The 19,582-nt window shown below is 73.0% G+C and carries 21 protein-coding genes; 10 read left to right on the top strand and 11 right to left on the bottom strand.

The window, feature by feature from the left end; genetic code table 11:
* Window positions 1-112: 112 nt before the first annotated feature.
* Together hsaC and ACERUN_RS12730 are read left to right on the top strand one after the other, a co-directional pair.
* Entirely contained in the window at window positions 113-1,012 is a 900-nt protein-coding gene (hsaC, locus tag ACERUN_RS12735) for an iron-dependent extradiol dioxygenase HsaC (RefSeq protein WP_300384133.1), read from the top strand.
* A gap of 47 nt (window positions 1,013-1,059) precedes the next feature.
* On the top strand, window positions 1,060-1,695 hold the full coding sequence (locus tag ACERUN_RS12730; RefSeq protein ID WP_300384136.1) for a flavin reductase family protein: 636 nt from the start codon (window positions 1,060-1,062) through the stop codon (window positions 1,693-1,695).
* 281 nt (window positions 1,696-1,976) lie between these two features.
* Here the strand turns inward: ACERUN_RS12730 and ACERUN_RS12725 are convergent, their stop codons facing one another.
* Genes ACERUN_RS12725 through ACERUN_RS12710 form a run of 4 tightly spaced genes read right to left on the bottom strand, consistent with a single transcriptional unit; the run spans window position 1,977 to window position 6,606 of the window.
* Window positions 1,977-2,993 carry an acyl-CoA dehydrogenase family protein gene (locus ACERUN_RS12725; protein WP_370290368.1) on the bottom strand — a complete coding sequence of 339 codons (1,017 nt, stop codon included), beginning with the start codon at window positions 2,991-2,993 and terminating at the stop codon, window positions 1,977-1,979.
* A complete protein-coding gene (locus ACERUN_RS12720) occupies window positions 2,993-3,961 on the bottom strand; it encodes an acyl-CoA dehydrogenase family protein (RefSeq protein WP_370290366.1) in 969 nt (322 codons plus the stop codon). The genes ACERUN_RS12725 and ACERUN_RS12720 overlap by 1 nt, the downstream gene beginning before the upstream one ends.
* Window positions 3,962-3,964: 3 nt before the next feature.
* The gene (locus tag ACERUN_RS12715) at window positions 3,965-5,107 is read right to left on the bottom strand and encodes an acyl-CoA dehydrogenase family protein (RefSeq protein WP_370290365.1); all 1,143 of its coding nucleotides are present in this window, start codon (window positions 5,105-5,107) and stop codon (window positions 3,965-3,967) included.
* A gap of 2 nt (window positions 5,108-5,109) precedes the next feature.
* Window positions 5,110-6,606 (bottom strand): FadD3 family acyl-CoA ligase, encoded by a 1,497-nt coding sequence (locus tag ACERUN_RS12710; RefSeq protein WP_370290364.1) that lies wholly within the window; start codon window positions 6,604-6,606, stop codon window positions 5,110-5,112.
* A 48-nt stretch (window positions 6,607-6,654) separates the two neighbouring features.
* Here ACERUN_RS12710 and ACERUN_RS12705 point away from each other — a divergent pair, with 48 nt between their 5' ends.
* The 5 genes from ACERUN_RS12705 to ACERUN_RS12685 all read left to right on the top strand — a co-directional run bounded on the left by ACERUN_RS12705 (window position 6,655) and on the right by ACERUN_RS12685 (window position 10,962).
* The gene (locus ACERUN_RS12705) at window positions 6,655-7,863 is read left to right on the top strand and encodes an acyl-CoA dehydrogenase family protein (RefSeq protein ID WP_370290363.1); all 1,209 of its coding nucleotides are present in this window, start codon (window positions 6,655-6,657) and stop codon (window positions 7,861-7,863) included.
* Window positions 7,860-8,663 (top strand): SDR family oxidoreductase, encoded by an 804-nt coding sequence (locus ACERUN_RS12700; protein WP_370290362.1) that lies wholly within the window; start codon window positions 7,860-7,862, stop codon window positions 8,661-8,663. Before ACERUN_RS12705 ends, ACERUN_RS12700 begins: the two co-directional genes overlap by 4 nt.
* Window positions 8,641-9,264, top strand: a complete 624-nt coding sequence (locus ACERUN_RS12695) for a TetR/AcrR family transcriptional regulator (protein WP_370290361.1) — start codon at window positions 8,641-8,643, stop codon at window positions 9,262-9,264. Before ACERUN_RS12700 ends, ACERUN_RS12695 begins: the two co-directional genes overlap by 23 nt.
* Window positions 9,265-9,293: 29 nt before the next feature.
* On the top strand, window positions 9,294-10,460 hold the full coding sequence (locus ACERUN_RS12690; RefSeq protein WP_370290360.1) for an acetyl-CoA C-acetyltransferase: 1,167 nt from the start codon (window positions 9,294-9,296) through the stop codon (window positions 10,458-10,460).
* 193 nt (window positions 10,461-10,653) lie between these two features.
* A complete protein-coding gene (locus ACERUN_RS12685) occupies window positions 10,654-10,962 on the top strand; it encodes a hypothetical protein (protein ID WP_370290359.1) in 309 nt (102 codons plus the stop codon).
* A 33-nt stretch (window positions 10,963-10,995) separates the two neighbouring features.
* Here the strand turns inward: ACERUN_RS12685 and ACERUN_RS12680 are convergent, their stop codons facing one another.
* A complete protein-coding gene (locus ACERUN_RS12680) occupies window positions 10,996-11,688 on the bottom strand; it encodes a PilZ domain-containing protein (protein ID WP_370290358.1) in 693 nt (230 codons plus the stop codon).
* A 110-nt stretch (window positions 11,689-11,798) separates the two neighbouring features.
* The gene (locus ACERUN_RS12675) at window positions 11,799-12,164 is read right to left on the bottom strand and encodes a hypothetical protein (RefSeq protein ID WP_370290357.1); all 366 of its coding nucleotides are present in this window, start codon (window positions 12,162-12,164) and stop codon (window positions 11,799-11,801) included.
* Between the two features lie 63 nt (window positions 12,165-12,227).
* Here ACERUN_RS12675 and ACERUN_RS12670 point away from each other — a divergent pair, with 63 nt between their 5' ends.
* The gene (locus ACERUN_RS12670; protein ID WP_370290356.1) at window positions 12,228-13,232 is read left to right on the top strand and encodes a GNAT family N-acetyltransferase; all 1,005 of its coding nucleotides are present in this window, start codon (window positions 12,228-12,230) and stop codon (window positions 13,230-13,232) included.
* A 37-nt stretch (window positions 13,233-13,269) separates the two neighbouring features.
* On the opposite strand, the gene ACERUN_RS12665 is transcribed toward ACERUN_RS12670, so the two are convergent.
* The 4 genes from ACERUN_RS12665 to ACERUN_RS12650 are packed head-to-tail and all read right to left on the bottom strand — an operon-like array spanning window position 13,270 to window position 16,767.
* Entirely contained in the window at window positions 13,270-14,337 is a 1,068-nt protein-coding gene (locus ACERUN_RS12665) for an NAD(P)H-dependent flavin oxidoreductase (RefSeq protein WP_370290354.1), read from the bottom strand.
* Complete coding sequence (locus ACERUN_RS12660; RefSeq protein WP_370290352.1) at window positions 14,334-15,098, bottom strand: CoA-transferase subunit beta; 765 nt, start codon at window positions 15,096-15,098, stop codon at window positions 14,334-14,336. The genes ACERUN_RS12665 and ACERUN_RS12660 overlap by 4 nt, the downstream gene beginning before the upstream one ends.
* On the bottom strand, window positions 15,095-15,994 hold the full coding sequence (locus ACERUN_RS12655) for a CoA transferase subunit A (protein ID WP_370290351.1): 900 nt from the start codon (window positions 15,992-15,994) through the stop codon (window positions 15,095-15,097). The genes ACERUN_RS12660 and ACERUN_RS12655 overlap by 4 nt, the downstream gene beginning before the upstream one ends.
* Window positions 15,991-16,767, bottom strand: coding sequence for an enoyl-CoA hydratase family protein (locus ACERUN_RS12650; protein WP_370290350.1), 777 nt, complete (start codon window positions 16,765-16,767; stop codon window positions 15,991-15,993). Before ACERUN_RS12650 ends, ACERUN_RS12655 begins: the two co-directional genes overlap by 4 nt.
* A 40-nt stretch (window positions 16,768-16,807) precedes the next feature.
* Here ACERUN_RS12650 and ACERUN_RS12645 point away from each other — a divergent pair, with 40 nt between their 5' ends.
* Window positions 16,808-17,605 (top strand): SDR family oxidoreductase, encoded by a 798-nt coding sequence (locus tag ACERUN_RS12645; protein WP_370290349.1) that lies wholly within the window; start codon window positions 16,808-16,810, stop codon window positions 17,603-17,605.
* Window positions 17,602-18,483: an SDR family oxidoreductase gene (locus tag ACERUN_RS12640; RefSeq protein WP_370290348.1), complete on the top strand. Its 882-nt coding sequence runs from the start codon at window positions 17,602-17,604 to the stop codon at window positions 18,481-18,483. Before ACERUN_RS12645 ends, ACERUN_RS12640 begins: the two co-directional genes overlap by 4 nt.
* A gap of 108 nt (window positions 18,484-18,591) precedes the next feature.
* On the opposite strand, the gene ACERUN_RS12635 is transcribed toward ACERUN_RS12640, so the two are convergent.
* Window positions 18,592-19,524 carry a type IV toxin-antitoxin system AbiEi family antitoxin domain-containing protein gene (locus ACERUN_RS12635; RefSeq protein WP_370290347.1) on the bottom strand — a complete coding sequence of 311 codons (933 nt, stop codon included), beginning with the start codon at window positions 19,522-19,524 and terminating at the stop codon, window positions 18,592-18,594.
* Between the last annotated feature and the right edge of the window lie 58 nt (window positions 19,525-19,582).

The following is a 19,582-nucleotide window of genomic DNA, read 5'->3' as shown; positions in this document are numbered from 1 at the left end:
CAGCTCCACGTCTTCCCCAACTGCGGGCACTGGGCCCAGATCGAGGCGGCCGAGGAGTTCCGCGAGGTGGCCACCGCCTTCCTCGCCCGCCACGTCGAACGGAAGCGCTGACATGACGATCGACATCAAGTCCATGGGCTACGTCCGGGTCACCAGCACCGACCCGGAGCAGTGGCGCACCTTCGCCGGCAAGGTCCTCGGCCTCGCCGAGGGCCGCGGCCCCCACCCCGACCACCAGTACTGGCGCATCGACGAGGTGTCGGCCCGGCTGGTCGTCGTCCCCGGCGACGTCGACGAGCTGACCTGCGTGGGCTGGGAGGTCGCCGACCACCGCGCCCTGCAGGAGGTGCGCGAGCACCTGCAGAAGGCCGGCGTGGACTTCGAGGACGGCACCCGGGAGGAGCTCGACGAGCGCCGCGTGCAGGAGCTGGTCCGGTTCAGCGACCCCTTCGACAACGTCTTCGAGATCTTCCACGGGATCACCTACGAGTCCCGCCCGATCGTCACGCCGTACGCCGCCAGGTTCGTGACCGGTGACCAGGGCATGGGCCACGTGGTGCTCCCGGTCACCGACGACGTGGAGGCGCTGCGCTTCTACGACGAGGTGCTCGGGTTCCGCCTGCGTGACTCGATGAGCATGCCCGGTGAGTTCGTCGGCAAGGAGCCGGGCTCGAAGGTCTGGCTGCGCTTCCTCGGCGTCAACCCGCGGCACCACTCGCTGGCCTTCCTGCCGATGCCCAACGCCAGCAAGTGCGTGCACATCATGCTCGAGGTCGACGAGCTCGACGACGTGGGCCGGGCGCTGGAGCGGGTGCGCAAGCACAAGGCCCCGCTGTCGGCGACGCTCGGTCGCCACATGAACGACGAGATGGTCTCCTTCTACGTCAAGAGCCCCGCGGGCTTCGACGTGGAGTTCGGCACCGACGGCCTGCGCGTCGAGGACCGCACGTGGGTCGCCCGTGAGTCGACCGCCGTGTCCTACTGGGGCCACGACTTCGGTGGCGGGCAGTAGGCGGGCCGGACGTGCTGGAAGGCATCGAGGTCCCTAGGGTGGCTCGCATGACGCACGACGATGTCCCCGAGGGGATGCGGACCGACGCGCGCGCGACCTGGCCGAGCCCGGAGCTGATCGAGTCGTGGCTCGGCGACTCGATCTTCGACCTGCGTCCCGGCGAGGAGGTCGAGGTCCCGGCCGACGACGAGGAGGCCGTGTCAGCGGCGCGTCGCTTCCGCGACGTGCTCTCGCAGTTCGCCTCCGGCGTGACCGTCGTGACCACGATGAGCGGGGGACTGCCGGTCGGCATGACCTGCCAGTCGTTCTCCAGCGTCTCGCTGGACCCGCCGCTGGTGATGTTCATCCCCGCGAAGACCTCGCGGGCGTGGCCGCTCATCCAGCGGTCCGGGAAGTTCTGCGTCAACATCCTCGCCGAGGACCAGGCGTGGCTGTCCAACCAGATGGCCAGCCGCGGCGCGGACAAGTTCGCGGGCGTCGACTGGACCCCGGCGCCGGTGACGGGCACGCCGCTGCTGCGGGGCACGATCGCGCACCTCGAGTGCAGCATCCACGCCGTGCACGAGGCCGGCGACCACTACGTCGTCATCGGCCGGGTGCTCGGCCTGGAGGTCGGTGACGTGGACGACCCGCTGCTGTTCTTCCGTGGTCGCTACGCGACCACGGAGATCCCCACCGACTGACCGCACAGGCCGGCGGCCCGGGCGGCGGAGACCGTGTCCAGGGCCTGCTCAGACGCGGGTGCGTCGCGGGTTGGCGACCATGCCGACCCCGGCGACCGGCCGCACCTCGGTGCCGGCGTGGGACGAAGCGGAGCTGCTGCCGGGGGCGGTGGTGGAGTTCGAGTTCATGCAACGACGCTAGGCCTGGGCAGCCCACACCCGGTCCTCACCCGGGACACCGTTGGTCAACGCCTCGGTGACTGCGGTGTGGGCCGTCCGTGGACGTGCGCGAGCGCTCCGGCTCAGGGCAGTGCGAGTGCGGCGCGGTGCACGTGGGGCGCCCCGAACAGCTGGCCCAGGGCGTGGGCGCGCTTGAGCACCAGGTGGGCGTCGTGCTCCCAGGTGATGGCGATGCCGCCGTGCAGCTGTACGGTCTCGGCGGCGACGTGCTCGGCGGCCTCGATGGCGTAGGCGGCCGCGGACCGCACGGCGAACTCGGTGGCGTCGCTGTCGGGCAGGGCCGTCGGGTCGCCGAGCGCGTAGGAGGCGGCCCAGCTGGCCGAGCGGGCCATCTCGGTGCGCGCGAGCATGTCGGCCATCCGGTGCTTGAGCGCCTGGAAGGAGCCGATCGGTCGTCCGAACTGCACGCGGTTCGAGGTGTGCTCCACGCTCATCCGCAGGCCGCGCTCGCACAGGCCCACAGCCAGGGCCGCCACCGCGGCCGAGGTGACGAGGTCGAGGCGGTGAGCGGCGGCGACGCCGTCGCCGACGACCACTGCCGACCGAGCCTCGACCCGGCCGATCCGCAGGGTCTGGTCCATGGTGGCCACCACGTCGACGTGCGAGTCGTGCAGCTCGACGAGGTCACCACCGCGCACCGCCAGCACGACGCTCGCGCGGTCGGCGTCCAGGGCCAGGTCGCCGGCGATCGCGCCGAGCCCGCCCACCCCGACGACCGTGCCCACCTCCCCGGCCGCGAGACGCGGCAGCAGCCGCGCGCGCGTCGCGTCATCCGCGCCGGCGAGCAGGGCCTCGATCGCGCGGGTCGTGGCCAGCAGGGGAGCGGGGGTCAGCGCGCGGCCCAGCTCCTCCAGCACCACGGCGGTCTCGAAGAAGCCCGCTCCGATGCCGTCGTGCTCCTCCGGCACGGCGAGGGCGGCGACGCCCACCTGGTCGCACAGCGTGCGCCACAGGCTCTCGTCGTAGCCGGCCTCACTCTCGGAGGCGGTGCGGACCGCGGCGGGGTCGGAGCGACGCTCGAGCAGCGTGCGCACCGTGGCGGCCAGCTCGGCCTGCTCGGAGCTGAGTGCGAACTCCATCAGGCGACGCCCCCGCCCGTGCGAGCGGCGAGCAGGTCGTCGAGCAGGCGCGCCCGGTGGTGGGTCGGTGTGCCCCAGGCGCCCACGAGCGCTCGCACGCGGGTGATCCAGATGCTGAGGTCGAACTCGCGCGTGTAGCCGATCGCGCCGTGCACCTGCAGGCCGGTGCGGGTCGCGAGGTAGGCCGCATCGGAGGCGGCCACCTTCGCTGCCGAGACGGCACGGGGTGTGGGGTCGAGTGCCGCTCCGAACACCAGGGGACGGGCGAAGTCGAGCGCGATGCGCACGTCGGCGAGGTGGTGCTTGATCGACTGGTAGGACCCGATCTCGCGACCGAACTGGCGGCGCTGCTTCACGTAGGCCACCGCATCGGCGAGCACCCGCTCGCCGGCTCCCAGCAGCTGCGCGGCCGCGGCCAGCGCGGCGAGGTCCAGCCCTCGGGCGAGCACGTCGGCCGCCACCTCGCGGTGCGGGCCGTGGGCGCTGACCTCGGCGAGGCGCCGGCTGGCATCGACCGAGTTGCGGGAGTCGGCGGCGAGCGCCGTGGCGACGCCCTCGGCGTCCACGACGAAGACGAGATCGGCCGCGAGCGCGTCGAGCGCGAGCGGAGCCAGGGGCGGCGCGGCCGCCGTGGCGAGCGCCCCACCGGCCACCGCCTCCCGGTCCGCGCCCGTGAGCACCGTGGCCAGCAGCGCCGCGGACTCGATCCACGGCCCCGGCACCGCGTGGCGACCGAGCACCTCCATGGCGAGCACGAGCTCGACCGGGGAGGCGCCGAGCCCTCCGTCGTCCTCGGGGACGACGAGGGCGGGCACGCCCTGCTCGGCCAGGCGCCGCCACAGGGCGCGGCCGGGGGCGGTGTCGCCGGAGGCCCAGGAGCGGACGGTTGCGACGGGATCGCTGCCGGCGACGAGGGCGTCGAGGGAGGCGGCGAAGTCGCGCTGGTCGTCGGTGAGGTCGAATCGCACGGTTCAGCGTCCCTTCGGCTCGCGCGGGAGGCCGAGGATGCGCTCGGCCACGATGTTGCGCTGGATCTCGTTGGTGCCGGCGTAGATCGGGCCGGAGAGGGCGAAGGTGTAGCCGTCGAGCCAGCTGCTCTCCAGCTCGGCGTCGGCCCCGAGCAGGTCGAGGGCGGCCTCGTGCAGTGCGACGTCGAGCTCGCTCCACCAGACCTTGTTGGCCGATCCGGCCGCGCCGATGTCGCCACCGGCGGCGAGGCGGGTGACCGTGCCCCAGGTGTAGAGCCGGTAGGCCTCGGCGCCGATCCAGGCGTCGACGACACGGTCGGCCACGCGGACCTCGGGGTGCTCGGCGTAGAGGTCGAGCAGGCGGTCGACCGCGGCGGTGAACCGGCCGGGAGAGCGCAGCGACAGCCCGCGCTCGTTGCCGGCGGTGCTCATCGCCACGCGCCAGCCGTCACCGGGCGCGCCGAGCACGTCAGCGTCCGGCACGAACACCTCGTCGAAGAAGATCTCGGCGAAACCCGCCTCGCCGTCGAGCTGGGCGATCGGGCGCACGGTGACGCCCTCGGCGTCGAGCGGGAAGAGGAAGTACGTCAGCCCGACGTGGCGCGAGGCCTCGGGGTCGGAGCGGAAGAGACCGAAGCCCCAGTGCGCGAGCGCCGCGCGCGAGGACCACGTCTTCTGCCCGTTGAGCACCCATCCGCCGCGCGCGTCGTCGCGACGGGCGGTGGAGCGCAGCGAGGCGAGGTCGGAGCCGGCCTCCGGCTCGCTCCAGCACTGCGCCCAGATCCGCTCGCCGGTGGCCATCGAGGGCAGGAAGCGGGCCTGCTGCTCGGGGGTGCCGTGCTCGAAGAGGATCGGCGCGAGCAGGAAGATGCCGTTCTGCGAGACCCGCCCGGGGGCTCCGGCGCGGTAGTACTCCTCCTCGAAGATCACCCACTCCACCAGCGAGGCCTCGCGCCCGCCGAACTCGCGCGGCCACGACACCACCGACCAGCGCTCGGCGGCCAGCTTCGCCTCCCACTCCTGGTGCAGCGCCCAGCCCTCCGGAGTGTCCATCGACGGCAGCGGCGTGGTGGGCACGTGGGCGGCCAGCCACGCGCGGGCCTCGCCCTGGAAGGCCCGTTCGCTCGCGCTCAGCTCGAGATCCACCGTCAGCTCCTGTTCCTCAACTCGTTCTTGAGCACCTTGCCCGCGAGGTTGCGCGGCAGGGCGTCGACCGCGACCACCGAGCGCGGCACCTTGAAGTTCGCCAGGTGCTCGCGCGCGTGCGCCAGCAGGGCCTCGGGATCGAGGTGCGCGCCCGACCTCGCGACGACGAAGGCCCGGCCCACCTCGCCCATCCGTTCGTCGGGAACGCCGACCACGGCGGCGTCGGCGATGGCGTCGGAGCGCAGGAGGACCTGCTCGACCTCGGCGGGGTAGACGTTGAAGCCGCCGCAGATGTACATGTCCTTGAGCCGGTCCGTGATGCGCAGGTTGCCGGCCGCGTCGAGCTCGCCGACGTCGCCGGTGTGCAACCAGCCGTCGTCGTCGCTCGCGGCAGCGGTGGCGGCCGGGTCGTCGAGGTAGCCGAGCATCACGAACTCGCCGCGCACGAGCAGCTCGCCGCCGTCGCCGATGCGGGTCTCCATGCCGGGGATGGCGCGCCCGCAGGTGCGCGCGACGAGGTCGGCCGGGTCGTCGGCGCGGGCCATCGTGACCACCACGGCCTCGGTCATCCCGAAGGCCGTCACGACCTGGTCGATCCCGAGCTCCTCGCGCATGCGCTCGATGAGCACCACGGGCACGGTCGCCGCGCCGGTGACCGCGAGCCGCAGGCTCGACAGGTCGCGCCCCGCGCGCTCGGGGGCCGCGAGCAGCGACTGGTAGATCGTCGGAGCTCCGGGCAGCACCGTGATGCGCTCGCCCTCGATGAGGTCGATCGTGGTGGCCAGGTCGAAGGTCGCCAGCGGGTGCAGCGTGGCGCCGGTGGTGAGGCTGGTCAGGATGCCCACCTTGTAGCCGAACGCGTGGAAGAACGGATTGACCACGAGGTAGCGGTCGTCGGCGGTGACCCCGCCGAGCTCGCCCCAGGTGCGAGCCACGCCGACGCTCTGGCGGTGGGCGCTCATGGCGCCCTTGGGGCGCCCCGTGGTGCCGGAGGTGAACAGGATGTCGGCGACGTCGTCCGGACGCACCGCCTCGGCGCGCGCCTCCACCTCGGCGCGGGAGACCTGCTCGCCGGATGCGCGCAAGCCCTCCAGGTCGGCGATCTCGACGATCGCTCGCACCCGGGGGAGGGCGGACGCCGCCCGCAGGTCGGCCACCTGGGTGCGGCCGAGGAAGCCGTCGTCCACGACCACGAGGGTGGCGCCCGAGCGGTCGACGATGTCGGCGGCCTCGTGGCCGGTGTAGCGGGAGTTGAGCGGCACGAGCGTGCCGCCCGCGTAGGTGACGGCCAGGGCGGCCACCGCCCAGTCGATGCTGTTGGGTGCCCAGAGGGCGACGCGCTCGCCGGGCTGCAGGCCCTGGGCCACGTAGCCGGCCGCCGTGGCGCGCACCTCCGCGAGGAGCGCGGCGAAACCGAGGCTGCGCGCCGGCGTGACGTACGCCGGGTGGTCGCCGAACCGCTCGGCGGCGGCGCGGAGGACGCCGGGGATCGTGTCCATGACCGAACCCTACCAAGCATTTGCTTGGTTTCGGGTAGAGTGCCGCGCGTGGACCTGACCGAGAGCTCCGAGGATCGCGCGTTCCGCGAGGAGATCCGCACGTGGCTCGCCGATCACCTCGTCGGCGAGTGGGCCGCCCTGCGCGGCCTCGGCGGCCCGGGGCGCGAGCACGAGGCCCACGACGAGCGGCTAGCCTGGAACCGCCTGCTGGCCGAGCACGGCTGGACCGGCGTCGGTTGGCCGGGGGAGCACGGCGGGCGCGGCCTCTCGCTGTGGCAGCAGGTGATCTTCCACGAGGAGTACGCCCGCTCGGCGGCCCCGGCCGGCGTCAACCACCTCGGCGAGCAGCTCCTCGGCCCCACGCTCATCGCCTTCGGCACCGCCGCCCAGCAGCAGCGCTTCCTCCCCGAGATCCTGGCCGTGCGCGAGCTGTGGTCGCAGGGCTACTCCGAGCCCGGCGCCGGCTCCGACCTCGCCGCCGTGCAGACCCGCGCGCGCCTCGAGGGCGACGCCTGGGTGATCGACGGCCAGAAGGTGTGGACGTCGCTGGCGCATCTCTCGGACTGGTGCTTCGTCGTCGCCCGCACCGAGCCCGGCTCGCAGCGCCACCGCGGCCTGTCCTTCCTGCTCGTGCCGCTGGACCAGCCGGGAGTCGAGGTGCGGCCCATCGAGCAGCTGACCGGCGGCTCGGAGTTCAACGAGGTCTTCTTCACCGGTGCCCGCACCGACGCCGACCTCGTCGTGGGGGAGCCCGGGCGGGGATGGGGCGTGGCCATGGGCCTGCTCGGCCTCGAGCGCGGCGTGTCGACCCTCGGGCAGACGGTCGGCTACGAGCGCGAGCTGGCCTCCGTCGTCCAGCGGGCGCGCGGCAACGGTCGACTCGACGACCCCCTCGTGCGCGACGAGCTGGCCCGGCTCACCGTCGAGCTCAGCGTCATCCGCAGCTACGCGCTGCGGGCCCTCGCCCTGGTCGACAGCGGATCCGACTCCGCCGCCGGCGGCGGGGCCGGCTCGATCTTCAAGCTGGCCTGGGCCGGCTGGCACCGGCGCCTCGGCGAGGTCGCGATGCAGGTGGCCGGCGTCGACGGACTCCTCGCCGCCTCCGCCGAGGGCTACGACCTCGACGAGCACCAGCGCCTGTTCCTCTTCTCGCGCGCCGACACCATCTACGGCGGCAGCGACGAGGTGCAGAGGAACATCCTGGCCGAGCGTGTGCTCGGCCTGCCCCGCGACCCCTCCCCGGAAGGCACCCGATGAGCGTCCACCGCCCCGAGCAGCCGCTGCCGCCCTACGTGCCGGGCCACGGCCTGCTCGCCGACCGCACGGTCGTGGTCACCGCCGCCGCCGGTGCGGGCATCGGCGCGGCCGTCGTCCGCAGGGCCTTGGAGGAGGGGGCGAGGGCGGTGGTCTTCAGCGACACCCACGCCCGCCGACTGGCCGAGGCCGAGGAGCAGCTGGCCGCCGAGTTCGGTGCCGATCGGGTCGCTCAGGTGGTCTGCGACGTCACGAAGGAGGCCGACATCGCGGCGCTCCTCGATGCCGCCGAGGCCTTCGGCGGCGTCGACGTGATGGTCAACAACGCCGGCCTCGGCGGCACCGCCGACCTCCTCGAGATGAGCGACGAGGAGTGGAGCCGCGTCATCGACATCACCCTCACCGGCACCTTCCGCGCCACCCGGGCCGCGGGCCGCCGGTTCGTGGACGCCGCCCGCCCCGGCGTCATCGTCAACAACGCCTCCGTCATCGGCTGGCGCGCCCAGGAGGGGCAGGCCCACTACGCCGCGGCCAAGGCGGGCGTCATGGCGCTCACCCGCTGCGCCGCGCTCGACCTCGCGCCCCACGGGGTGCGCGTCAACGCCGTCGCGCCGAGCCTGGCCATGCACCCCTTCCTCGAGAAGGTCACCTCGGCCGAGCTGCTCGCCGAGCTCAAGCAGCGCGAGGCCTTCGGGCGCGCCGCGGCCCCCTGGGAGGTGGCCAATGTGATGGTGTTCCTCGCCAGCGGCTACTCGTCGTACCTGACCGGTGAGGTGATCAGTGTCAGCAGCCAGCACGCCTGAGTCGGAGGAGCCGCGCACGTCGGGGGAGGGCCGGACCCGGCGCGAGCAGCTGCTCGCCATCGCGGGGAGGCTCTTCGCCGAGAAGGGTTTCCGCAACACCACCGTGCGCGACATCGCCGATGCGGCCGGCATCCTCTCGGGCAGCCTCTACCACCACTTCGACTCCAAGGAGTCGATGGTCGACGAGCTGCTCGTGCCCTTCCAGACCGAGCTGTTCGCCAAGTACGACGCGATCCTCGCCAGCGAGGACGACGCCCGCGCGAAGCTGGAGGCCGCGGTGCGGGTCTCCTTCGAGGCGATCGACCAGCACCCCCACGAGGTCGCGATCTTCCAGAACGACGCCGACCACCTCGGCTCCTTCGAGCGCTTCGGCTACCTGGCCGAGCGCAACGCCCAGTCGCGCCAGGTGTGGGTGAGCCTGCTCGAGGAGGGGGTGCGCACCGGCGTGCTGCGCCCCGACCTCGACGTCACCCTCACCTACCGCTTCATCCGCGACACGGTGTGGGTGGCCGTGCGCTGGTACCGCGCCGGCAAGGGGCTCACCCACACCGACGTCGCCGAGGCCTACGTCCGCATCCTGCTGGACGGCATCGCCGCCTGACATCGCCGTCTGATCCGAGAGGAACCACCATGCCCGAGGCCTACATCGTCGACGCGGTCCGCACCCCGGTCGGCAAGCGCGGCGGCGCGCTCGCCGGCGTCCACTCCGCCGACCTCGCCGGCCACACGCTCTCCGCGCTCGTCGAGCGCACCGGCATCGACCCCGGCGCCGTGGACGACGTGATCCTCGGCTGCTGCGACACCATCGGCTCCCAGGCCGGCGACGTCGCCCGCACCGCGTGGCTGGTGGCCGGGCTGCCCGACCACGTGCCGGGGGTGACGATCGACCGCCAGTGCGGCTCGTCGCAGCAGGCCGTGCACTTCGCCGCGCAGGGTGTGATGTCGGGCACCCAGGACCTCGTGGTGGCCGGCGGCGTGCAGAACATGAGTGCGATCCCGATCTCGGCTGCCATGCTCGTCGGCCAGCAGTACGGCTTCTCGACCCCGTTCGCCGAGTCGCCCGGCTGGAACGCCCGCTACGGCGACCAGGAGGTCAGCCAGTTCCGCTCGGCCGAGATGATCGCGGAGAGATGGGACATCTCGCGCGAGGACATGGAGGCCTATGCCCTCGCCTCGCACCAGCGCGCGCTGGCCGCGATCGCCGAGGGCCGATTCACCAGCCAGATCGCGCCGCTCACCCTCACCGACGGCACGGTCGTGGACGTCGACCAGTGCCCCCGCCAGACCTCGCTGGAGAAGATGGCGGGCCTCGAGCCGCTCGCTCCCGGCGGTCGCATCACGGCCGCGGTCGCCTCGCAGATCTGCGACGGCGCCTCGGCGATGCTGATCGCGTCCGAGCGGGCGGTGCGCGAGCACGGCCTCACGCCGCGCGCCCGCGTCGTCCACCTCTCGGTGCGCGGCGACGACCCCGTGTGGATGCTCACCGGCCCCATCGCCGCCACCCGGCACGCGCTGGACCGCGCGGGGCTCACGGTCGACGACATCGACCTGTTCGAGTGCAACGAGGCGTTCGCCTCCGTCGTCCAGGCGTGGATGAAGGAGACCGGCGCGCCGCACGACAAGGTCAACGTCAACGGCGGCGGCATCGCCCTGGGCCACCCGATCGGTGCCACCGGCACGCGCCTGATGACCACGATGCTCAACGAGCTCGAGCGCACCGGCGGTCGCTACGGGCTGCAGACCATGTGCGAGGGCGGCGGCCAGGCCAACGTGACGATCATCGAGCGCCTGGGCTGACACCCGAGGGCTCGGCCGGCCACCCGGGCCGGGGTCTCGATCCGCGCCTCCACCGCTCAACCGCCGACCTCCGGCGCCGATGACACCAGAACCCCTCCCGGGGGACGGCCCCACCGGCTCCCGGGAGGGGCTCGAGCACTCATCGGAGGAAGGACACCGGCGCGAAAGCACACCGGCGCGGAGGGAGGCCCGCATGTCGTCACACGTCCTGATCAGGACCGGTCGCGATCGTCTCGGGGTCGAGAGCGCCCATCCGCCCGCGCACCGTTCTCGCCACCTGCCCGGCGGCATCCCCGGTGCCGTCGCCTGCAGCTACCTGGTCGGCATCGTCGCCGGTCGGTTGATCGGCACGCTGTGGGCGCACGGCCCGGTGGCGGCGCGCGGTCTGCCCCGGCTGGTGGCCGGAGCGCGCGCGGTCGGGCACGACGTCGTCCACCTGCACCCACCCCGGCCGCCGATCGGGGACGGCGACGACCGCCCCGCAGCGCCCCGGGCTGCCTAGCCGCCTAGCCGCCGGGGCGCAGCGGGCTCGCGATCACAGGCGCAGGCGCCGGCGCTCGGAGGCGAACACGAGGTTGCGGATGCGGTCGCCGTGCAGGCTCGGGTCGGTGAAGGCGACGCCCACACCGACGCCGTCGGGCAGCGGCACGTGCCGCACGATCCGGGCGTCCTGCGCGAGCACGTCGCCGTCGACCTCCACGATCGCGCGGGCCTCGGCGGCCACCGGCGGCGGCGTCGTGCGCATGAGGAGCATCAGCCCGCCCTCGCTGAGGTCGGCCACCGTGCCGGCGATGCTGTGGTCGATCCCGCCGTCGGGGTCGTCGTCGGGAGTCACCGTCCACTCCAGCGCGCCGGGCAGCGACAGGCGCGCGCGGAAGTAGGCGCGTTCCTGGCGACGCACCGGCTGGGCGGTGGGACGCAGCAGCCAGACGCGGCCGTAGCGGCGACGGGCCGGAGCCGTGGCCACCGGGCACTCCATGCGCCCGAGCGGGTAGGTCCACGTCAAGGTGGCGTCGAAGCGGTGCTCGGCGGGGTCGTACCCCTCGGGCGGGTCGACGGTGACGACGGTATGGCCGGCGGCGTCGGCCTCCACGTCGAGCACGCGGGAGGTCAGCGTCAGGGGCTCGGCGGCCGGTGGACGCAGCGTCACGTTCACGGGGGCGAGCACGTCGGGGTGGCGTTCGTGTTCCGCGTGTGTCGCCCGCGGCCGCGTGGGGAGCTGGGTCATGCCCCTCCATCGGCGCTGCCCCTCGGGACCTGAGCCCAGGCCCGGGTCCTACGCCTCGATCAGGACGAAGCTTTACCTGCGGCAGCCTGGTTCGCCTCAGCCCCGCAGTGTCAGAGCACGGTCCACCAGATGCCCAGCACGGCAGGCAGCGCGCCGAGCAGGAGCCACGGCGACTGCCAGGGGCGCCGGTTGATGACGAGCAGCGACAGCACCGCGCCCACGCCGAAGGCGCCGCCGATCAGGCACAGCGCCACGCGGGCGTCGGGGCGGTCGGGGGCGACGTGGTCGGCCGCGATCACGAAGCCGGCCGCGAGGTGCAGGATCGTGGTGAAGGCGAGCGCTGAGACGATGCGGCGCTGTACCCGCTGCAGGCGGGCGACGTCGGCGGGGTCGGGAGCCGTGCGCGGAGCCGCGGGATCGATCAGGTGGCGTCGGCGCGGTGCGCTCGGCGTCGTGCGCTGCACGGGCTGGTTCACATAGCCCAGCCTACGCGCGCAATCCGGTGGCGAAGGACGCGTCGGCTCGGCGAGGGTGGGGAGGTGAGTCACACCAGCGCCGCGATCTTGTCGACCTTCACCCCCGACGACGCCGAGGACGTGGCGGCATGGGCCGCGGTGCGCACGGCGGCCGACGCCGTCGACGCGCCGTGGGAGCCGGCGCTGACTCCGCGCCGCGCGGCCGGCTGGTTGCGCCACGGATGGGACGGCGAGGTCGACACTCCTTATCTGCTGCGAGCGGCGGGGGAGCCCGTGGCGGCCGGCGCCGTGTCGACCAGCGAGTACGACAATCTGCACCTGGCCTACGTCCGGGTCCAGGTCGCGCCCTCGCACCGACGCCGCGGCCACGGCTCCCGGTTGCTGGAGGCTCTGCTCGACGAGGTACGGCGGCGCGGCCGGACGACGGCGGTGGTCGAGGGATGGATCGCGCCGAGCGCGGAGGCCTTCGCGGCGCGGCACGGCTTCGAGCCCGCGCTGCGCGACGCCCGCCGTCGTCAGCACCTCGACCGACTCCACCTCGACCGGATCCGTGCGCTCCGCGACGAGGCGGCCGAGCACGCTGTGGACTACCGGCTCGAGCACTGGCCGGTGCCGACGCCATCGGAGCGGCTCGAGGAGCTCGCCGCACTGACCGCCGTCATGAACGACGCCCCGCTCGACGGCCTCGACTACGAGGACGAGGTGGTCACGGCGGAGCGGGTGCGCGGGTACGAGGACGCCGTCGCCGGACACGGTGACCGCCTGCACCGCCTGGTCGCTCGCCACCGGGTGAGCGGGGAGCTGGCCGGCCAGACGATCGTCGCCGTGGACGCCGAACATCCCGAGCATGCCGAGCAGCACGACACGGTGGTGGCCGGAGCCCACCGCGGGCACCGTCTCGGCCTGCTGCTCAAGGCGGCGATGGTGCTGCATCTCGCCGACGCCGAACCCCGCCTGCGCGCGATCGACACCTGGAACGCCGCCTCCAACGTCCCGATGCTGGCGGTCAACGAACTGCTCGGCTACCGGCTCCTCGGCGAGCAGTGGTCCTACCAGCGCCACCTCTGATCGCCGACGTGGCGAGGCTGGTGCTTCGAAGGGGCGCTCAGACGACGTAGCCGGCGCCGCGCCGCAGCTGGGCGGCCGCCTGCGTGACGATGCGGTCGATCAGCTCCTCGCAGGTGGGCAGGTCGTCGATCACTCCGACCACCTGGCCGCTCGCGAGGACGCCGGCGGAGGTGTCGCCGTCCACGAGGCCGGCCTTGAGCATGGTCGGCGTGTTCGCGGCCAGCGCCATCTGGGCGAGGCTGCGCCCCTGCGCCTTCTTCATCGACCGGCCGTCGCGGGCCAGCTGCAGCCACGACATCTCGGCGTCGCGCTTGAACTCGACCGTGCGACGCACCGTCGGTGCCAAGCGCCGCACCGCGGAGGTCTCCTCGAGCGACTCGACGAGCGGGGTGCGCAGCATGCGGTGCGGCATGCCGTCGACCTTGGCCGTCACCACGGTGTCGGTGAGCCCCTGCCGGAGGTAGAGCTCCTTCACCGCGTCCGGCACCGCCGAGTCGCGAGTGAGCAGGAAGCGCGTCCCCATGCCCACGCCCGCAGCGCCGTAGGACAGCGCCGCGGCGAGACCGCGGCCGTCGAAGAAGCCTCCGGCCGCGATCACCGGGATGTCGACGGCGTCGAGCACCGTCGGAAGGAGCAGGGTCGTCGGGATCGGACCGGTGTGGCCGCCACCCTCGCCGCCCTGCACCATGACCGCATCGGCGCCCCAGGCAGCCACCTTCTTCGCGTGCTTCGCGGCACCGATCGACGGCATCACGACGATCCCGTGCTCCTTCAGCGTCGCGATGAGCTCCGGCTTGGGCGCGAGCGCGAACGAGGCGACCTTGACCCCGTGGTCGATGAGCAGGCGACAGCGGTCGGGGGCATCAGCGGCGTCGGCGCGCAGGTTGACGCCGAAGGGCGCGTCGGTGCGGCCCTTGACCTCGATGATCGCCTTCTCCAGCTCGGCGAAGGTCATCGTCGCCGAGGCGAGGATGCCCAGGCCGCCGGCGTTCGCGGTGCCCGCGACCAGCCGCGGTCCCGACACCCACCCCATCCCGGTCTGGACGACGGGGTGCGGCACCCCGACCAGGTCGGTGAACGGCGTGCGGATCTGCTGCTCGATCATCGCGGGACCTCCTTGAAGCGCAGGCCCTTCGGGTCGAGCACCTCGTTGATGATCACGAGCTCCTCGGCGGTGGGCTCGCGGGTGGTGGGCACGTCGTCCGCGATGTCGAGGGCGAAGCCGGTGGCAGCGACCACCTCCTCGACGTCCACGCCGGGGTGCACCGAGCGCAGCCGCACCGTGTCGTCGGCGCCGAGGACGTCGAGCACGGCGAGGTTGGTGACGATGCGGTGGATGTCGTTGAAGCGCGAGGCGCCTGCCCCGGCGGCCTTCGCCCGCGCGGGTCCGACGCCGGAGACGACGTCCACCTGCTCGACGAACACGCGCGGCGAGTGCTTCGGCACCCAGTAGGAGGTGCGGTTGTTGACCGTGTTGCCGGGAGCTCCGCGCGAGCCGAGCAGCTGGCGGGTGGGCCGCTCGAAGGGCCCGATGGCGGAGATGTTCTGGTTGCCGTGGCGGTCGATCTGCGTGGCGCCCATCATCACGTGGCGCTTGCCGTGGGCGACGATGTCGAACACGCGGCGGAACGGGATCCAGCCCTCGACGACGTCGGCCTTCGCGAACAGCGGCGGGGTGCCGGCCAGCCACAGGGACTCGCCGTCGGAGATGACGAGGTCGGGGTTGGAGGTGAGCCTCGCCAGGCGCACCCCCAGCATCGGCAGCAGGCCCATCGGGCTGCCGAAGATCTCGCCGTCGTCGGCGAACGCGTCGGCGATGGCTGCGGCGCAGACGTCGGCCCTGGTGAGGGTGGTGGCCTCGTTCATCGGTCCCTCTCCTGCTCGTCGGCGAAGGCGCGGACGGCGGCCTGGTAGGCATCCTCGTCACCGGCCAGGAAGCGCTGCTCGAAGGCGGCCCACTCCTCGTCGCTGCCACCGGCCGCGGCCGCGTAGGCGCGCTGGAAGCGTTCGTCGCGCTCGTAGTCGGGCACGCAGTTCGTGAAGTGCGCGCCGTGCGGCGTCTCGACGACGCCGGTGACCATCATCCGGTTGAGCAGCAGCCGCTGCACGGGGGTGTCGACGGTGAGGCCGGCGGTGTCGACGACCTGCTCGACGCTGAGGTAGGTGCGATCGGCCGCCATCGCGAAGAGGTCGTCGAAGTAGGGGTCGGGGCCGAGGTAGGTGGCGTTGCCGTGACGGTCGGCGCGGTTGAGGTGCAGCAGCGCGACGTCGAGGCGCAGGGCCGGCACGGCCACCAGCTCCTCGTGCCCGTGGCCCTCGTCGTAAGGGCTGGTCACCGTGCGGATCCACGGGTTGTTCACGAGGACGTCGGAGCCGAGCCCCGCGCGCATCGGCAGGAACGGCAGGCGCTCAGCCGCGGCCTTGAGGCCGGTCTGGAACATCCCCTCGTCGAGCTCGACGACCTCGGGGATCGTGCCGAGCTGGCGCGCCCGCTGGAAGTTGGGCTCGAGGGGGATCGTGTCGAGGCTGACGAAGGCGTAGACGAGCCTGCGGATGCGGCCCGCGCGGGCGAGCAGCCCGACGTCCGCGCCACCCCAGCTGACGATGGTGAGGTCGGTGAGCTCGGAGCGCAGGATCGCGCGGACGAGCGCCATCGGCTTGCGACGCGGACCCCAGCCGCCGATGCCGATGGTCATGCCGCTCTCGAGGGAGCCGACGACGTCGTCGATGCTCATGGTCTTGTCGCGCGGCGAGCGGGTCATGCCGATCCCCCTCCGCCGGCGGTGGTGGACTTCGCGGTGCCGGCGAAGTCGTCGCGCAGCTCGTCGCTGACGCCCATGAGGTTGAGCTCGAAGGTGAAGCCCTGCTCCCAGCGGTAGGAGCGGTTGACGTCGATGGGATCGATGCCGTTGAGCGCCTCCTTGGCGGCGCGGATCACCCGGGTGTCCTTGGCGGCGATCTCGGCCGCGACCCGCAGGGCGGCGCCGTGGAGCTCCTCGCGCGGCACGACCTCCAGCACGGAGCCGAACTGCACGAGGTCGGCCGCCTTGATGGTGCGGGCGGTGAAGTAGAGGGTGCGCATCATGTGCTGCGGCACCAGCCGCGCCATGTGCGTGGCCGCGCCGAGGGCCCCCTGGTTGACCTCGGGGACGCCGAAGTAGGCGTCGTCGCTCGCGACCACGCAGTCGGCGTTGCCCACCAGGCCCACCCCACCGCCGAGGCAGAAGCCGTTGACGGCGGCGATCACGGGCACCGCGCACTCGTAGACCGCTCGGAAGGCGGCGTAGCACCCGCGGTTGGCGCCGAGGAGCGCCTCGAAGCCGCTCGTGTGCTGCATCTCCTTGATGTCGACGCCCGCGTTGAAGCCCCGCCCCTCGGCGCGCAGGACGACGACCTTGGTCGCCGGGTCGGCGCCGGCGGCGTCGAGCGCGGCCGCGACGTCGAACCAGCCCTGCACGGTGAGCGCGTTGACCGGGGGAGCCGCCATGGTGACGACGCGGATGCCGTCGTCGCGCAGCTCGCTGGTGACTGTCATGGCGACACCGTACCAAGCAAATGCTTGGTAGGGTGCCGACATGGCACTCGAGATCGACCTCGCCGGGCGCGTCGCCCTCGTCACCGGCGGGGCGCGCGGCATCGGCCGCGGCATCACCGAGGTGCTGCTCGAGGCGGGCGCCGCGGTGGTGACGTGCGGACGCTCACCGGCCGAGCCGCCCTCCGGTGCGGAGCACGTCGAGGCCGACGTCCGCGACCCCGAGGACGTCGCCCGGCTGGTCGCCGCGATCACCGAGCGGCACGGGCGCCTCGACGTCGTCGTCAACAACGCCGGGGGAGCGCCCCACGCCCTCGTCGCGGACGCCTCGCCTCGCTTCCACGACAAGATCCTCGGCCTCAACCTGGCGTCGGTGCTGCTGGTCAGCCAGGCCGCGGAGCGGGTGATGCGCCAGCAGCCCACGGGCGGGGCGATCGTCAACATCTCCTCCATCTCCGCCACGCGTCCCTCGCCCGGCACGGCGGCCTACGGTGCCGCGAAGGCCGGCGTCGACTCCCTCACGGCCTCGTTGGCTCAAGAGTGGGGGCCGCGGGTGCGTGTCAACGCCGTCGACGTCGGCCTCGTGCGCACCGCCGACACCGCCGACCACTACGGCGGGGACGCCACGGTCGCGGCGATCGAGGCCACGATCCCGGCCGGGCGCATGGCCGACGTCCACGAGGTGGGGCGGGCTGTCGCCTTCCTCGCCAGCGACCTCGCCTCCTACGTATCGGGCGCCACGCTCGCCTGCCACGGCGGCGGCGAGCTGCCCGTCTTCCTGCACATCGCCCGCGCCGGTGCCGCCGCGGCCGAGGACACCACCGATCGAGGAGAGTCATGACCCGTCTGCTGGAGGGCCGCATCGCCATCGTCACCGGAGCCGGCCGCGGCATCGGGCGCGCCCATGCGCTCGAGCTGGCCCGGCACGGGGCGGCGGTGGTGGTGAACGACTACGGCGTGAGCCTCGCCGGCGAGGTGGGCGAGGAGTCGCCCGCGCACGCAGTGGTCGAGGAGATCCGTGCTGCGGGCGGCGAGGCGGTCGTCAACGGCGCGGACGTCGCCGACTTCGCCGCCGCGGAGGCGATGGTGCACCAGGCGATCGAGACCTTCGGCGGCCTCGACATCCTCGTCAACAACGCCGGGTTCGTGCGCGACCGCATGCTCGTCAACACCTCCGAGGAGGAGTGGGACGCCGTCGTCCGCGTGCACCTCAAGGGCCACTTCGCGCCCCTGCGCCACGCCGGCGCCTACTGGCGCGCCGAGGCCAAGGCGGGGCGCCAGCGTGCCGCCCGGGTCATCAACACCTCCTCCGGAGCGGGCCTGCAGGGCTCGGTGGGCCAGGCCACCTACTCGGCCGCGAAAGCCGGAATCGCGGGCCTCACCCTCGTGGCGGCCCAGGAGATGGGCCGCTACGGCGTCACCGTCAACGCCATCGCCCCCGTCGCCCGCACCCGCATGACCGAGGGCGCCTTCGACACCTCCGCCATGGCCCTGCCCGAGGACAACTCACCCGTCGTCGCCTGGCTCGCCAGCGAGGACGCCGGCGACGTGACCGGCCGCGTCATCGAGATCGACGGATCCGTCATCACGGTCGAGGACGGCTGGCGGCACGGCCCGTCGTCCGATGCCGGCGCGCGGTGGCAGGCCGGCGACGTCGGCCCTGCGCTGCGGTCGCTGCTCGCTCAGGCGCCTGCCCCGGAGCCGGTGTACGGGGCGTGAGATTCACCGGTGCACCGGCGAATCCCTTGCTGGTCACCTGAAACTTCAGCCAGGAAGCACGAGTTTTGGTCGACCAGTCGGCGGTGCCGTGCATCAAGCCCGCCGCAGTCAGGCGGCCTTTGCGAACGCACGGCGGAGGCGTGCCACCGTGCGCGCGGGGTTCTGGAGGTCGGCCCAGGTCAGACGGATGACGATCCACCCGGTGACCTCGCGGACGTCGTCCTCTCGCCGTTTCTCCCGGACCACCATCGCCTCGATCGACTCGCCCGGACGTCGGAACCGGTGGTACTTCTCCTCGCCGTCGATCTCGACGATGACCTTGTGCTTCGGCCAGGCGAAGTCGACGCGAGCGACGAAACGTCGACCGTCGCGGATCTCGAACTGGGCGGTCGGTCGCGGCAGCTGGGCATCGTGGCACAGCAGGCGGAACAGGGTCTCGGCCACCGACTCGGCCAAGCCGTCAGCGAGGCGGAGTGACACCTGGAGGGCGAGCGTCCCGGGCCAGGTCGTCATCGAGTCGAACACCGCCTTCATCTCCTCGTGCGAGGCGAGGCCCTGCTGGAGGTACCAGTCGATCAGGGCCACCGCGGGATCCCGCGGGAGCCTGCTCGCGACCTCGAGGGCGGTGCGCGCCGGCGTCGTGATCCAGCCGAGCTCGTCGCGGGTCAGGTCGCCGACACGGCAGCAACCGCCATGGTGGACGACGCCCGCCTGCCGGCGTCCGATGCGGCCGTCGAGGTGGGTGATGTGCACGCCGTCCAGCGGGAGCTGCCACGACGATCCGCCTCGCAGCAGGTGGGCGCTGACGTGGGACAGTGCGATGTGCGGCCCGTACCTCAGGCGCACCGCCCGCGCGCGGAGCAGGTGGCGCTCGACCGGGGCGAGGCCGGACCACACCTCGGCCAAGGCATAGGCGCCGTGGCGGATCCGCACCAGCTCCCCGCGCCGTATGACGCGCGTGATCGCGTCGTCGGTGAAGCCAGCATCGAGGACGCGTCCCCGGAGGAGGAGGCCGTGTTCGTCGGCGAGTGAAGCAAGCATGGTCCGAGCCTCCCCGCGATGCGGCCGTCTCGGACGACTGCGGCCGCTGGCTGTGGAG

It is taken from the genome of Nocardioides sp. (assembly GCF_964229035.1).
In the GTDB taxonomy this organism is placed as follows: domain Bacteria; phylum Actinomycetota; class Actinomycetes; order Propionibacteriales; family Nocardioidaceae; genus Nocardioides.
Note: the sequence above shows the minus strand (reverse complement) of the source record. Positions and strands in the feature narration are given on the sequence as shown.